Annotated in this window: 13 protein-coding genes; 5 read left to right on the top strand and 8 right to left on the bottom strand. The window is 60.2% G+C overall.

The genetic code is table 11. The features are described 5' to 3' along the window. The 3 genes from ACK59H_RS13100 to ACK59H_RS13090 all read right to left on the bottom strand — a co-directional run bounded on the left by ACK59H_RS13100 (position 1) and on the right by ACK59H_RS13090 (position 3240). Positions 1–1179 (bottom strand): VWA domain-containing protein, encoded by a 1179-nt coding sequence (locus tag ACK59H_RS13100; protein ID WP_060479841.1) that lies wholly within the window; start codon positions 1177–1179, stop codon positions 1–3. A gap of 13 nt (positions 1180–1192) precedes the next feature. Then, a complete protein-coding gene (locus tag ACK59H_RS13095) occupies positions 1193–2038 on the bottom strand; it encodes a MoxR family ATPase (protein WP_003254658.1) in 846 nt (281 codons plus the stop codon). A gap of 128 nt (positions 2039–2166) precedes the next feature. After that, the gene (locus ACK59H_RS13090) at positions 2167–3240 is read right to left on the bottom strand and encodes a DUF748 domain-containing protein (protein WP_060479842.1); all 1074 of its coding nucleotides are present in this window, start codon (positions 3238–3240) and stop codon (positions 2167–2169) included. Between the two features lie 133 nt (positions 3241–3373). Here ACK59H_RS13090 and cysK point away from each other — a divergent pair, with 133 nt between their 5' ends. Continuing rightward, on the top strand, positions 3374–4348 hold the full coding sequence (gene cysK / locus ACK59H_RS13085) for a cysteine synthase A (RefSeq protein WP_060479866.1): 975 nt from the start codon (positions 3374–3376) through the stop codon (positions 4346–4348). A gap of 170 nt (positions 4349–4518) precedes the next feature. Continuing rightward, entirely contained in the window at positions 4519–5454 is a 936-nt protein-coding gene (locus ACK59H_RS13080; protein WP_060479843.1) for an aspartyl/asparaginyl beta-hydroxylase domain-containing protein, read from the top strand. Between the two features lie 249 nt (positions 5455–5703). On the opposite strand, the gene ACK59H_RS13075 is transcribed toward ACK59H_RS13080, so the two are convergent. Together ACK59H_RS13075 and ACK59H_RS13070 are read right to left on the bottom strand one after the other, a co-directional pair. Then, a complete protein-coding gene (locus tag ACK59H_RS13075) occupies positions 5704–6162 on the bottom strand; it encodes a DUF4265 domain-containing protein (protein WP_060479844.1) in 459 nt (152 codons plus the stop codon). Between the two features lie 13 nt (positions 6163–6175). Then, entirely contained in the window at positions 6176–7051 is an 876-nt protein-coding gene (locus tag ACK59H_RS13070) for a DMT family transporter (protein WP_060479845.1), read from the bottom strand. A 213-nt stretch (positions 7052–7264) separates the two neighbouring features. Between ACK59H_RS13070 and aceK the strand changes: the two genes are divergently transcribed. Further along, on the top strand, positions 7265–8980 hold the full coding sequence (gene aceK / locus ACK59H_RS13065) for a bifunctional isocitrate dehydrogenase kinase/phosphatase (RefSeq protein WP_060479846.1): 1716 nt from the start codon (positions 7265–7267) through the stop codon (positions 8978–8980). Positions 8981–9013: 33 nt separating this feature from the next. Here aceK and ACK59H_RS13060 read toward each other — a convergent pair whose 3' ends face one another. Beyond that, positions 9014–9874 carry a DUF6279 family lipoprotein gene (locus tag ACK59H_RS13060; protein ID WP_060479847.1) on the bottom strand — a complete coding sequence of 287 codons (861 nt, stop codon included), beginning with the start codon at positions 9872–9874 and terminating at the stop codon, positions 9014–9016. A gap of 131 nt (positions 9875–10005) precedes the next feature. Between ACK59H_RS13060 and ACK59H_RS13055 the strand changes: the two genes are divergently transcribed. Beyond that, positions 10006–10842: a S1 RNA-binding domain-containing protein gene (locus tag ACK59H_RS13055; RefSeq protein ID WP_186478908.1), complete on the top strand. Its 837-nt coding sequence runs from the start codon at positions 10006–10008 to the stop codon at positions 10840–10842. Here the strand turns inward: ACK59H_RS13055 and ACK59H_RS13050 are convergent, their stop codons facing one another. Beyond that, on the bottom strand, positions 10843–11223 hold the full coding sequence (locus ACK59H_RS13050; RefSeq protein ID WP_060479849.1) for a hypothetical protein: 381 nt from the start codon (positions 11221–11223) through the stop codon (positions 10843–10845). Between the two features lie 144 nt (positions 11224–11367). After that, positions 11368–12837, bottom strand: a complete 1470-nt coding sequence (locus tag ACK59H_RS13045; protein WP_060479850.1) for a nitrous oxide reductase family maturation protein NosD — start codon at positions 12835–12837, stop codon at positions 11368–11370. Positions 12838–13081: 244 nt separating this feature from the next. On the opposite strand from ACK59H_RS13045, the gene ACK59H_RS13040 reads away from it, so the two are divergent. Then, a complete protein-coding gene (locus tag ACK59H_RS13040; RefSeq protein ID WP_060479851.1) occupies positions 13082–13261 on the top strand; it encodes a CsbD family protein in 180 nt (59 codons plus the stop codon). The last annotated feature ends 106 nt before the right edge of the window (positions 13262–13367 follow it).

Raw genomic sequence — 13367 nt, 5'->3', positions numbered from 1 at the left:
CTACTTGGACAGGTACCGCATGCCTTCCTCCAACCCCTGCAAGGTCAGCGGGTACATCTTGTCTTCGATCAGCTCACGCACCAGCTGCGTGGAAGCCGTGTAATCCCAGGCCTGCTTGGGGTAAGGGTTGATCCAGATGATCTTCTTGAATTTCTCCATGAAACGCTGGATCCACACATAACCAGCTTCTTCGTTCCAGTGCTCTACGCTGCCACCCGGTTGGGTGATTTCGTAGGGCGCCATGGCGGCGTCACCGACGAACACCACTTTGTAGTCATCCCCGTATTTGTGCAGCAGGTCGAACGTTGAGAAGCGCTCCGACGTACGGCGCAGGTTGTTCCTCCACACCGATTCATACACGCAGTTGTGGAAGTAGTAATACTCCAGGTGCTTGAATTCGGTCTTGCAGGCCGAGAACAACTCTTCGCACACTCTGACGTGCGCATCCATCGAGCCGCCAATATCGAACAGCAACAGCAGCTTTACCGTGTTGCGCCGCTCAGGACGCATCTGGATATTCAGAAGCCCAGCGTCACGCGCGGTATGGTCGATGGTGCCGTCGATATCCAGTTCTTCGGCGGCGCCTTGGCGGGCGAATTTGCGCAGCCGGCGCAGGGCCAGCTTGATGTTGCGGGTGCCCAGTTCCACCTGGTCGTCGAGGTTCTTGTATTCGCGCTGGTCCCACACCTTGACTGCCTTGCCCTGGCGCTTGCCGGCGTCGCCAACGCGAATGCCCTCAGGGTTGTAGCCGCCTGAGCCGAATGGGCTGGTGCCGCCGGTGCCTATCCACTTGTTGCCACCGGCATGGCGTTCTTTCTGTTCTGCAAGGCGTTGCTTGAAAGCCTCGATGAGCTTGTCCAGGCCACCTAGCGACTGGATCTGCGCGCGCTCTTCATCGCTGAGCGAACGCTCGAATTCCTTGCGCAGCCACTCATCGGGGATCAGTGCCTCGATGTGCTGGTCGAGGTTTTCCAGGCCCTTGAAGTAGGCGGCGAATGCGCGATCGAATTTGTCGAAATGCCGCTCGTCCTTCACCAGAATGGCGCGAGCCAAATAGTAGAAGGCGTCCATATCGGCGAACACCACGCCCTTTTGCATGGCGTGGTGCAAGTCGAGCAGTTCGCGCACCGAGACCGGCACCTTCGCCGCACGCATCTCATTGAACAGGTTGAGCAACATGGCCCGGCTCCAATCAGCGGTTGCCGCGTCGGCTCATGAAAGCCAGGCGTTCGAGCAGCTGCACGTCCTGCTCGTTTTTCACCAAGGCACCGGCCAACGGCGGAATGGCCTTGGTTGGGTCGCGTTCGCGCAGCACAGCCTCACCGATGTTGTCGGCCATCAACAGCTTGAGCCAGTCGACCAGTTCGGAGGTGGACGGTTTTTTCTTCAGGCCCGGGACCTTGCGCACGTCGAAGAATACGTCCAGCGCCTCGCTGACCAGCGATTGGCTGATGTTGGGGTAGTGCACATCGACGATCTGCTGCAGGGTGGTACGGTCGGGGAAGGCGATGTAGTGGAAGAAGCAGCGGCGCAGGAATGCGTCGGGCAACTCCTTTTCGTTATTGGAGGTGATGATGATGATCGGTCGTTGCTTGGCCTTGATGGTCTCGTCGATCTCGTAGACGTAGAACTCCATCTTGTCGAGTTCTTGCAGCAGGTCGTTGGGGAACTCGATGTCGGCCTTGTCGATTTCATCGATCAGCAGAATCACCCGCTCATCGGCCTCGAAGGCCTCCCAGAGCTTGCCCTTTTTCAAGTAATTGCGCACGTCGTGGACCTTGTCCACGCCCAGCTGCGAGTCGCGCAGGCGGCTCACCGCGTCATACTCGTACAGGCCCTGGTGAGCCTTGGTCGTCGATTTGATGTGCCAGGTGATCAGGCGTGCGCCGAACGAGGCGGCCAGTTGCTCGGCGAGCATCGTCTTACCAGTGCCCGGTTCGCCTTTGACCAGCAGCGGGCGTTCGAGGGTGATAGCCGCGTTGACCGCCAGTTTCAGGTCGTCTGTGGCGACGTAGTCGCGGGTGCCTTCGAACTTCATCAATCTGTCCTCTGCAGGGTGCCTTACGAACAACACAGGTTAACAATGGGTGAATGACTATAACGCGGGCCTTGGCAGGTGAAAATGCAGACCGGGTATTCAGTCTCTGAATGCCCCGTCACGCGCCCTCAGTCAGCCTGGGGAGGCGGGCGCTCGTAGCGGGCATTGAAGGCCTGAATGAAGCCGTTGCGTAGGATCTGCAGAAACGCTTCGAAACCGCTGATGTTCTGTTGGTGCACGCTGCCGCTGAGTTCGACGCGGGTGGCGAATTGGTTCTTCGGCTGGTTCTTCAGCACAGTTTCGCTGGCGCCGACCACCGCCTCCCAGATCGAGCGAAAGATGTTCTTGTTCTTGTTTTCCACATCCTGCTGCCAATCGAACACGTCGACGTCCCGCAGCAAGGGCTTGATATAGCCGTGCAGCCTGCCGTTCTCGGCCTGGGCTTCGATGACCAGGTCACCGTGCCCTGCATTGAAATCGAATTTGCCGTAGGCGCTGGAGAAATCGTTGAGCCGCCGCAACTCGATACCAGTGGCACGCAGGCGGAATTCGAAATCGTCGAAATCACTGAACGGATCGAAGGTGGCCCGGCTCTGCACTTTGGCACCGCCCAGCAGCAGGGCGGTGGCCTGGAAACTGGCATCGCGCCGGCCTTTTTGATCGCGCACGTTGGTCAGGTTGCGGATAGTGGCAGCCAACTGCGTGGCTTTGAGCTGCACGGGTGGCTTGGAGTTGAAGTTGCGAAAGGTCAGTGTACCGTCGTCGATCTGCACGTCGTTGAGGGTGATTGGTAGCAGTTTTTCCAGTTGCTGACGCCAGTTGGTGCCCTGACCGGTCTGAGATGCCTGCTTGTTGCCACCGTCGACGAAGTTCAGCTCAGGCCGGGTGAAGATCACCTGTGCCACAACTGCCCGGTCGTGAATGAGCGCGTGCCAGCTCACCGAGAGGTCGATCAACGGCGCATCCAGCAAGGGCACGGGCACTTTGCCAGTGGTCTTGACGATTTTCAGGCCGCGGATCTGATAAGCGCCTCGCCACCAGGCGAGGTCCACGTCGGTCACCTGCCCGCGATAATCGCCCATATCGGCGAGTTTATCGTTCAGGTAATCGCGCACCAGGTAAGGTAGGGCCAGCTGCAAGGCCACCAGCAGCACGATCAGGCTGGCCAGGCCAAGCAGCGGCCAGCGATAGCGAGCTTTCATCGCAAGGCTCTCCGAGGCTGGGTGTTTGGTTGACCTCAGGCACTGCAAGGGAGTTCGAACAGGCTTTACGGGCCACCAGGGCAAGCTTACCCTTGAGGTCTTCCTGTTGTTTCTCATGTTCAAGGACCCTGCCATGAGCCGTATCTTCGCAGACAACGCCCATTCCATCGGCAACACGCCGCTGGTACAGATCAACCGCATCGCACCCCGTGGGGTGACGATCCTGGCCAAGATCGAAGGGCGCAACCCAGGCTATTCGGTCAAGTGCCGGATCGGCGCGAACATGGTCTGGGACGCCGAGAGCAACGACAAACTCAAGCCGGGCATGACCATCGTAGAGCCCACCTCGGGTAATACCGGCATTGGCCTGGCATTCGTCGCCGCGGCCCGTGGTTACAAGTTGGTGCTGACCATGCCGGCCTCCATGAGCCTGGAACGGCGCAAGGTACTCAAGGCACTGGGGGCAGACCTGGTGCTCACCGAGCCTGCGCTTGGCATGAAGGGCGCCATCGAAAAGGCCAACGAAATCGTGGCCAGTGACCCGGCCCAATACTTCATGCCTGCGCAGTTCGAGAACCCGGCCAACCCAGCGATCCACGAAAAGACCACTGGGCCTGAGATCTGGAACGATACCGACGGCGCGGTCGATGTACTGGTTGCCGGCGTCGGCACCGGCGGCACGATAACTGGGGTTTCGCGCTACATCAAACACACCCAGGGCAAGTCGATCCTGTCGGTGGCGGTGGAGCCGGTGGCATCGCCACTGATCAGCCAGACCCTGGCCGGCGAGCCGTTACAACCCAGCCCACACAAGATCCAAGGCATTGGCGCAGGCTTCGTACCGAAAAACCTCGACCTGTCGATCGTCGACCAAGTCGAGACGGTGACCGACGATGAGGCCAAGGCCATGGCCATCCGGCTGATGCAGGAAGAAGGCATTCTGTGCGGCATTTCCTGCGGTGCCGCCATGGCGGCAGCGGTGCGCCTGGCCGAAAAGCCGGAGATGCAGGGCAAGACTATCGTCGTGATCCTGCCGGACTCGGGCGAACGCTACCTGTCGAGCATGCTGTTCAGTGACTTGTTCAGCGAGCAGGAAAACCAGCAGTAATCAGCGCTGAGGCTGATTCGGCGCAATTATTGGCGGCTGGGTTCATTGCACAATCTTCATGAGTGAGATCCTGCCTTGGTGGTTTTTACCAGGGCGGGATGGGTTTATGATGGCCGGATGATTTTCAGGGGCAGGCAGCGCTGGCCTGCGTCCCGTCCAAGGAGTGTTGCATGACCTTTTCCTTCCTCGCCAAGGCGGGTGTTCTGCTGGTGTTCGTCGGCAGTGTGCTGTATGTGCACCTGCGCGGTAAGGCGCGCCTGCCGGTGTTGCGCCAGTTCGTCAACCATTCGGCGTTGTTCGCACCCTATAACAGCTTGATGTATCTGTTCTCCGGTGTGCCGTCCAAGCCCTATCTGGACCGCCAGCGGTTCCCTGAGCTGGATGTGCTCAAAGATAACTGGCAGGTGATCCGTGAAGAGGCCATGCGTTTGTTCGACGAAGGCTATATTCGCGCAGCGGAAAAGGACAATGACGCAGGCTTTGGCTCGTTCTTCAAGAAGGGCTGGAAGCGCTTTTACCTGAAGTGGTACGACAAGCCGCTGCCGTCGGCTGAAGCCCTGTGCCCGAAAACCGTAGAACTGGTCAGCAGCATTCCCAATGTGAAGGGGGCGATGTTCGCTCTGCTGCCCGGTGGCAGCCACTTGAACCCGCACCGCGACCCGTTTGCCGGCTCGTTGCGTTACCACCTGGGGCTTTCGACACCTAACTCCGATGCCTGCCGCATCTACGTCGATGGCCAGGAGTACGCCTGGCGTGACGGTGAAGACGTGATGTTCGACGAAACCTACGTGCACTGGGTCAAGAACGAAACCGACGTTACCCGGGTGATTCTGTTCTGCGACATCGAGCGCCCGCTGAGCAGCCCATTGATGACCCGCATCAACCGCAAGGTCAGCGCTTTCCTTGGCCGTGCTACCGCGCCGCAGAACACCGATGACGAGCGAGTTGGCGGAATCAACCAGGCCTATGCCTGGAGCAAGCGCTTCAGCAACAAGATCAGCACCCGCATGAAGCAGTTCAAGCGCGCCAACCCCAAGGCCTATCGCATTCTGCGCCCGGTGCTGGCGGTGGTGGTGGCTTATTTGCTGTACCGCTGGTTGTTCTGATTGCAGGGCCGACCTGTTCTTGGGTAAACCCGCTCTCACCGCGCCTGGGCAAGCTTCGAGATAAGCTTCAACCTGTGGGAGGTGCTTCAGGCGTGAAGGGAGCTGCACAGGTCAACAAAACAGTGCCAGCACAGGGTTGGACTGGCTTTAGCCTTAAAGAGCCAGTGCCGGCCTCTCGAACCATCACCCCATCGCAAAACTCACTCCTCACTGAAGACCCGACCGTTGCAGCTTGGACAAGCGTAATGGCTAGCGTAGGTCTTCGGGGATGGCGTGGCGCAATACGCCTTCTTCGAAGTCCAGTACCCCGGCCTCGCGCTGGGTCAGCAGGTAGTAAAGCAGGGTGTCGGCCGAATGGCTTGCTGGCAGCTCCACCGCCAGCATTCTGACCGCCTTCTCCATCTCGCAGTTGCAGCCGAACTCGCGCATGGCCGCAACCACCTGTTCCAGCGGTTCTGGTGGCTTGACCACCACACGAAACACCGACGCCCCGGCACTGTGTTGCAAGGCGTCGAACCAGGCCTGTTCGCCCTCCGAGCGGATGCGGATGATGTCGCCTGGTGCGATGCCATAGACATGAAAGGGGATGCTGTCGACCCGGTAGCCGCCAGGGGTGGCCTGCGTCCACAAGCCCTCCACCGAAGCGGGTGGGTAGCCATTGGCGTCCTGCTCCAGGCGGAACAGCACCTTCCTGTAAGTATCGCTCATGGTCTGCATCGCCTCAGGGCCGGGCTGGGCGCAGCACCAGCCACAGCGCCAAGGCGATCAGCACGCCGCCATAAGCATGCGCCATCGATACGGGCTCATCCAGCAGCCATGCCCCCCACACCACGCCGAACACCGGGATCAAAAAGGTCACGGTGCTGGCCTTGACCGGGCCGATTTCGGCCAGCAGGCGGAAGTACAGGATGTAGGCGAAGGCGGTACATACCAGGCCCAAGCCCAGCAGGGAAAGCCATACCTGCCAGCCGCCCCAGCTGGCAGGTGGTTGGGTCAGCGCACTCCACGCGAACAGCGGGCTCATCAGCAAGGTGGCCCCTAGCATGCTGCCCAAGGCTGACAGGCGGCTGTCCAGGCCGCTGATCCAGCGCCGTGCAAGAAAACCGGCAAAGCCGTAGCAGGTAGTGGCCGCCAGGCACGCCAATGCGCCTTGCAAGAGCGCCATGTCCAGTGCCACCGGGCCGGCACCGCTGAGGATGCCGACACCGAACAGGCCGAGGAAAATGCCTGCCAGCTTGGGCAAAGTCATGGCCTCGTGGAAGAACAGCGCGCCTATCAGTACCCCCATCAGCGGGGTGGTTGCATTGAAAATCGCCGAATAACCGGCCGGTAGCACCTGCGCGGCCACTGAATAGAAGGTGGCCGGGATGCCCGAGTTGATCATGCCCAGCACCAGGCAAGCGCCAAGTTTACCGTTGAAATGCCAGGGTATGCGGCCCACGCTAAGAATACCGATCAGGCCCAGGCAGGCGATGGAAACCCGAAAGAATGCGGTAGGGATGGTGCCCAACTCCGGGGCGATGATACGCATGAACAGAAAGCTCGCCCCCCATACAGCGGCAAGGGTCAATAGGCGGGCTAGGGCGATGGGGCTCACAACGGTCTCCGGGGACAGGGCAGGGCGCGAGTGTACGCCAGGCGTCGCATGTGATCTTGTGCTTTCTTGCGTTATGAATCTCTCGTGCAGGTTTGCGGGCCAGCTCGCTCCCACGGCGAGCTTTTTGCGGTGGGCATCGTGCACGCAGGCTGGCCCGCCAGCCGGCCAGTTCAGGCTAAGCTCTTTATCTCATCAAGCCCCGAGGTTGATTCCATGACCCAGCATTGGCCGGCCGGCGAGATCGCGCGGATGATCCTTGACGGTTTTGACGACTATCGCGAGCATTTTCGCCGTATCACCTTGGGTGCTCGGGAGCGCTTCGAGCAGGCACGCTGGCAGGACATTCAGCGTGCAGCGGCGCTGCGGATCAACCTTTATGAACAAAAAGTCGGCGAGGTCAACGCCTGGCTGCGTGATGGCTTCGACGAACAGGCGCTGTTGGATGTAGAGCAATGGCCACTGGTGAAAAGCGCCTATATCCGCCTGATCGACCCGCGTCTGGACGATGAGCTGGCGGAAACCTGGTACAACTCGCTGTTCTGCAGCCTGTTCAGCCATGACCAGATCAGCGACGGCTGCATGTTCATCCACACCACTCGGCCATCGCTACGCGCTCACCAGCGGGCTGCCCAGACCCGTACCTACACGCTCGGGGCGGGCCTCAAAAACCTGCTGCGCAGGATTTTCGCCGACTATCCGTTCGACACGCCCTACGGCGACTTGGAAAGCGACATCGCGCGTCTGGAAGGGCAATTGCGCGAAACCCTTCCGGACTGGGTGTGCAAGGACCCGACGCTGAGCCTTGAACTTTTCGTGCCGGTGCTTTACCGCAACAAGGGTGCCTACCTGGTCGGGCGCCTGTACAACGCTGACGAGCAATGGCCGCTGGTGATCGCGCTGCTGCACCGAGAGGGCCATGGTATAGAGGCCGATAGCTTGATTACCGACGAGGCGCAGGTGTCGATCATCTTTTCGTTCACCCGTTCGTATTTCATGGCCGACGTGCCGGTGCCAGCGGAGTTCGTCAACTTTCTCAAGCGCATTCTGCCGGGTAAGCATATTGCCGAGCTTTACACCTCAATTGGTTTTTACAAGCAGGGCAAGTCAGAGTTCTACCGGGCCTTGATCAACCACCTGGCAAGCAGTGACGACCGTTTCACCATGGCACCGGGCGTACGCGGTATGGTCATGAGCGTGTTCACCCTCCCGGGCTTCAATACGGTGTTCAAGATCATCAAAGACCGCTTTTCGCCTTCCAAGACCGTCGACCGCGCCACGGTCATCGAAAAATACCGCCTGGTCAAACAAGTGGACCGGGTGGGGCGTATGGCTGATACCCAGGAGTTTGCCGATTTCCGATTCCCCCGCAGCAAGTTCGAACCCGAGTGCCTGGCCGAGCTATTGGAAGTGGCGCCATCGACCGTAGCCATCGAGGGCGACACGGTACTGGTCCGCCATTGTTGGACCGAGCGGCGGATGACCCCGCTCAACCTGTATCTGGAACAGGCCAGCGAAGCCCAGGTGCTCGAGGCTCTGGAGGACTATGGGCTGGCTATCAAGCAACTGGCGGCGGCGAATATTTTCCCTGGGGACATGTTGCTGAAGAACTTCGGCGTGACCCGCCACGGGCGGGTCGTGTTCTACGACTATGACGAGATCAGTTTTCTAACCGAGGTGAACTTCAGGCATATTCCGCCGCCGCGCTACCCCGAAGATGAGATGTCGGGCGAGCCGTGGTATTCGATTGGACCCCACGATGTATTCCCCGAGGAATTTCCGCCGTTCCTGTTTGCCGATATGGGCCAGCGCCGACTGTTCAGCCGCCTGCATGGGGAATTGTATGACGCCGATTACTGGAAGAGCCTGCAGGCGGCGATTCGCGAAGGCAAGGTGATCGACGTGTTCCCGTATCGGCGCAAGGGGCGCTGATAACCCGCCAGGGGCCAGGGCTTGTTGATGGGTTCAGCCTTTGAGGCACTTCAGTTCGCTGAAGTTGGTGCGTACTTTGGCCAGCCGCTCTTGCAGGTACTGGCGCTGTGTTGGCGTGCTCAGTTGCAGCAAGTCGACTAGCAGGCTGCGGGCCTGTTGCTCGGTATTGTGGAAGGCCGCGCGGTACTCTGGCGTCCACAGGCTCTCTTTGTGTTGTAGCAATGTGGCAAGACGGGGCTCGAAGCTTTCGTCATTGCGCTGATTCATCGCCAGCAACAGTTGCTGCTGCCAGTGCTGGCGGTTGGCGATCCACTGGCGGTTCTGGTCACCCAACGCTTGTGACCATGCATACACCCGCTGGCGCTGGGCATCGTTGAGTTTGCCGAACCAGCTGCTCAGGCGTTTTTCCATGCGCTCGCTGCGGCTGGCGATCTGCTCGGTCAAGGGCGTGTCTACATATTCTTTTTGCCGCTCGCGGATGTCATCGGCAAAGGCGCTACGCATCTCGGCCACTTGCGCATCGGTCATTCCACGTAGCAATTCGCTGGCCGATGGCGTGATCTCTTCTGCGACCCGGCCAATGGCCTGGCGCGCTTCAGCGGTACGTTGCTGCAAGGCCAGGTCTGTCACCTGGTTTTTAGCGACCATGTCGCGCACCCGATCAAGCCAGTCGAGGTAGCCAGGCAGCTGGGTCTGGCAGTGCCAGGCCAGGTGCGTTTGCAACCGTTCGTCGAGCAGCGTCTTCTGCTCGCGGTTCATGTCCAGGTAGTCATTGAGTGACCAAGGTACCAGACGATCAAGGTTGCGGTAGGCGAGGTCCATGCGGCTGCAGGCGGCCAGGGCCAATGCACAGGCCGCGGCGACGAGCAGGGCTATGGGTAGGCGTACAGGCATGTGCAGGTCCTTGCAGTGGCTGAGCTATGGGTAGACGCAGAGTGCCAGCGTGCGGTTCCGCTCAATCAGTGGTCGGGCAGTGCGCTGGCTTGCGGTGTAGAATAGCCGCCTAGTCTTGAGGAACATCGGAAATGGCTCTGCTTGGGCGTTACAACAGTTTGCAAATCGTGAAGCACGTGGAATTCGGCCTGTACCTGGACGGCGGCGCCGATGGCGAGATCCTTCTGCCTGGGCGGTACATCCCGAAGGACGCCGAAACCGAGGTCGATGACTGGTTGAACGTGTTCATCTACCTGGACAGCGAAGACCAACTGATCGCCACCACCGAAAAGCCCAAGGTGCAGGTGGGGGAGTTCGCCAGCCTCAAGGTCAAGGACATCAATGGGGCCGGTATCTTCCTCGATTGGGGCCTGTCCAAGGACCTACTGATGCCGTATTCGGAAGAATCCCGTCAGTTGAAGATCGGCGACTACTGCGTGGTGCATGCCTACCTCGACAAACGGACCCGGCGCATCACAGCCACCTCGCGGCTCGATCGCTACCTGGACCTTAGCCCCGCTGATTACCAGGTCGGCCAGCCCGTGCAGTTGCTGGTAGCTGGCGAGACGCCGATGGGCTTCAAGGCCATCATCAACAACCGTCATTGGGGCCTGATTCACAAGAACGAGGTCTTCAAGTTCTTGCGCTCAGGCATGCACGTGGACGGTTACATCAAAGAAGTGCGCCACGACGGCAAGATTGCACTGAGCCTGCAGCCGGTCGGCAAGGCGCTGGCTGACGACCTGCAGGAACGCATCATGGCGCAAGTCGAGGCCCAGGGCGGTGTGCTGGCAGTGAGCGACAAAAGCGCCCCTGAGGTGATCAGTCAGATGTTCAACGTCAGCAAAGGCAACTTCAAGAAGGCCATTGGTGGCTTGTTCAAGCAAGGCCGTATCGTCATCCATGACGATCGCATCGAAAAGGCCTGATCAGCCCTGCACGAAGGTACGGAAGTCCAGCTGCTCACCACCGGGGCGGGTGTCGCGCAGCAGCGAGTCGCGGTCGGCGCTCAAGGCCAGGCTGATGGTCGAACGGCGCTTGCCGGGGTTGCGCACCTCCATTTGCTCTTGGTGAGCACGCAGGAAGTTGGTCGGCACCTTGAGGTGTTGCAGCTCGTCGCTTTGCGGGGTGTGCAGCAACAGGTTCACCCAGTCGGGTTGGCCTTTGCGCAGTAGGGCCACCGGCACTTCGAACCACCACAGGTTGCGCTTGCGGTCGAGTATGGCGAACAGGGTGTTGGCGCTGGTCAGCACCGGGTTGGCCAAAGCCTGATTGCGGCGGGCGATGGCGGCGGGTTTGTCGAGTTTCATGCAGGTTCCTGCGGTGTGACGCTTGATTAGGGCTGCATTGTGAGGGGTGGCACCGGGCGCGGCAAGGTTTGACACCTCAAAGCCGCTGCCACAGTCATCACCCCAGGGTCACGAGCCAAGTCGGCCGGGCAGCGGCCGCCAAGGTCATCGACTGATAGGCCTGCTCAACTCGGAGCTGGCACCCTCGGCCGTCGTCACGGTCGCTGTGAAACTCTTCAAACCGTCGGCATTCTCCAGCACCTGGGTGAATTGCGCCTGGCCGTTGGCATCGCTATTGACCAGCACCTCGCCCAGGTACTGCTCTGCTTCCGTCGCAGCCGCACCAGCGTTGCCGAACAGCTCGATGCGCAGCAGGCTCGATGCGGGCCCTTGCACTTCACCCTGCAGCGCGTTGCCGTTGAGCGCGAGCAACCGAGGCGCCTGCTGATTGTGGTTGGGCAACGGTTGGCAAGGCTCAGGCGCGCCCTTGGCGTCGCAGATGACCGCCTGGTCCTGCCTGGGCAGGTCCGCACCCACCCCGCGTGAACCCACATACAGCGCATGGGCCTGGGCCGGTACACCGAAGACGATGGCGCCGGTTCGTTGGTTCGGCACGCAGGAGCCTCCGGCCTCGCAGCGGCGAATGTCCTGGCTGTTGCCCCAGATACGGTTGCCGGTAAGGCGGTTGGCAGTGGTTTGCGGCTCCGGGCGCAGCGCCACACCTATGCGGTTGCCGTAAATCAGGTTGCCGTCGAGGATGTTGCCCTGGCCGGTTACGCTGACGCCGATCGAGTTGCCGCTGAAGGTGTTGGCGCCCAGGTAGTTGCGGTTGCCCCAGTTGATCTGCAAACCGTCCGAGTAGTTCTCGAAGCGGTTACGCACCACACTGTTGTCGTTGCCCAACAGGATTTCGATGCCTTGGGAAGGTTCGGGGTTGGCCGGTGTAGAGCGGAACAGGTTATCGGCCACCAGGTTGAACGCCGCGCCGCGGGTCAGCTCCAGGCCATCGCCATTGTCTATCAACTGGTTGCGTAGCACTTTGTTGTTGACTGTGGTGGTGGCGGTCGGGTTACCGGCGCCATCGTCGCCGGTCAGCATGATGCCGGCGCCACCTTTATTGGCGACGATGCGGTTGTCTTCGATGACATTGCCGCTGGCGCGATTGACCAGAATGCCAATACAGAAATTGCGCACCTCCAGCCCACTGATATGCACCCCCTGCGTATCGCGCAGCACCAGGCCAGGGTTGGTAGTGGTGCGCACGTTCGTGCCGAATTGGCCGGGCAGGGCGCCGGGGCAACTGCGCACGCCCTGGTCCTTGATGTAACCCGAACCGTCGATAGCGATGTACTGGCCGTTTCGGGCCCAAGGCAACCCGGTGATCTGCACCGGGCCTTTGATGTCCGGCAAGGCTCGGCTGGGACGTATCACATACGGGGGCTTGCCCACGGCGGCAATGTCGATACGGTACTGGCCGGGGCTCTGGTTGCTGGTTTCGATGGCCCAGCGCAGGGTGCCAGGTTGACCATCGTCGGCATAGCGGGTGACTTCGAGGGTTTCGCGGGCCGGTGCGTCGGCCAAGGCAGGGATGGGTAGCAACGGCAACATGGCCGCGAACAGGGGTAGCAAACGCATAGGGCGAGGGTCCGAAAACTGTTGTTCTTGTGCGCAGGCAGCCGGCGTGGGTTGCCCTGACCTGTGATTCTAGGGCACTGCCCAGCTCTAGCGCAGTGCGCAGAGGCTGATTCGGTGCGGTATTCGCCCGCACTGTTTACCGTTAGGCTCGTTCGGGAAAAATTCTTTGAAACTCCTGACAACCCCGCCAGGTCCATCAAATGTCGACACGGTTTTTCGTGTCTCCATCTGCAGGAGATTTGCCATGAGCGGCACCAAAGACAAAGCAAAAGGCCTGGCCAACGAAGCGGTTGGTAACATCAAGCAGGGCGTTGGCAAGGTGACGGGCAACGACAAGATGCGCGCCGAGGGCAAAGCTCAGGAGCTCAAAGGCGAAGCGCAGCAGGTCAAGGGCGACGTGAAAGACGCAGTGAAGAAGCCTTGATCTGAGCCCGCCCGTTTTTGCCTCCTTGGGAGGCGAAAACGGGTGAGGGCATTATTTCTTGCATGGCCGGGAGCAGTACATCCTGCGCGTGGTCTATTAGACTTAC

The sequence above is a fragment of the Pseudomonas sp. KCJK9000 genome (assembly GCF_046230725.1).
GTDB classification, from domain to species: Bacteria; Pseudomonadota; Gammaproteobacteria; order Pseudomonadales; family Pseudomonadaceae; genus Aquipseudomonas; species Aquipseudomonas promysalinigenes.
This window is presented reverse-complemented; position numbering and strand designations above follow the sequence as displayed.

What these genes read in the sequence shown, in the direction of transcription:
- ACK59H_RS13075 (WP_060479844.1), bottom strand. Translation starts at nt 6,162, where the DNA reads ATGAGCGATACTTACAGGAAGGTGCTGTTCCGCCTGGAGCAGGACGCC.
- ACK59H_RS13060 (WP_060479847.1), bottom strand. Translation starts at nt 9,874, where the DNA reads ATGCCTGTACGCCTACCCATAGCCCTGCTCGTCGCCGCGGCCTGTGCA.
- cysK (WP_060479866.1), top strand. Translation starts at nt 3,374, where the DNA reads ATGAGCCGTATCTTCGCAGACAACGCCCATTCCATCGGCAACACGCCG.
- ACK59H_RS13080 (WP_060479843.1), top strand. Translation starts at nt 4,519, where the DNA reads ATGACCTTTTCCTTCCTCGCCAAGGCGGGTGTTCTGCTGGTGTTCGTC.
- aceK (WP_060479846.1), top strand. Translation starts at nt 7,265, where the DNA reads ATGACCCAGCATTGGCCGGCCGGCGAGATCGCGCGGATGATCCTTGAC.
- ACK59H_RS13045 (WP_060479850.1), bottom strand. Translation starts at nt 12,837, where the DNA reads ATGCGTTTGCTACCCCTGTTCGCGGCCATGTTGCCGTTGCTACCCATC.
- ACK59H_RS13055 (WP_186478908.1), top strand. Translation starts at nt 10,006, where the DNA reads ATGGCTCTGCTTGGGCGTTACAACAGTTTGCAAATCGTGAAGCACGTG.
- ACK59H_RS13100 (WP_060479841.1), bottom strand. Translation starts at nt 1,179, where the DNA reads ATGTTGCTCAACCTGTTCAATGAGATGCGTGCGGCGAAGGTGCCGGTC.
- ACK59H_RS13090 (WP_060479842.1), bottom strand. Translation starts at nt 3,240, where the DNA reads ATGAAAGCTCGCTATCGCTGGCCGCTGCTTGGCCTGGCCAGCCTGATC.
- ACK59H_RS13040 (WP_060479851.1), top strand. Translation starts at nt 13,082, where the DNA reads ATGAGCGGCACCAAAGACAAAGCAAAAGGCCTGGCCAACGAAGCGGTT.
- ACK59H_RS13050 (WP_060479849.1), bottom strand. Translation starts at nt 11,223, where the DNA reads ATGAAACTCGACAAACCCGCCGCCATCGCCCGCCGCAATCAGGCTTTG.
- ACK59H_RS13095 (WP_003254658.1), bottom strand. Translation starts at nt 2,038, where the DNA reads ATGAAGTTCGAAGGCACCCGCGACTACGTCGCCACAGACGACCTGAAA.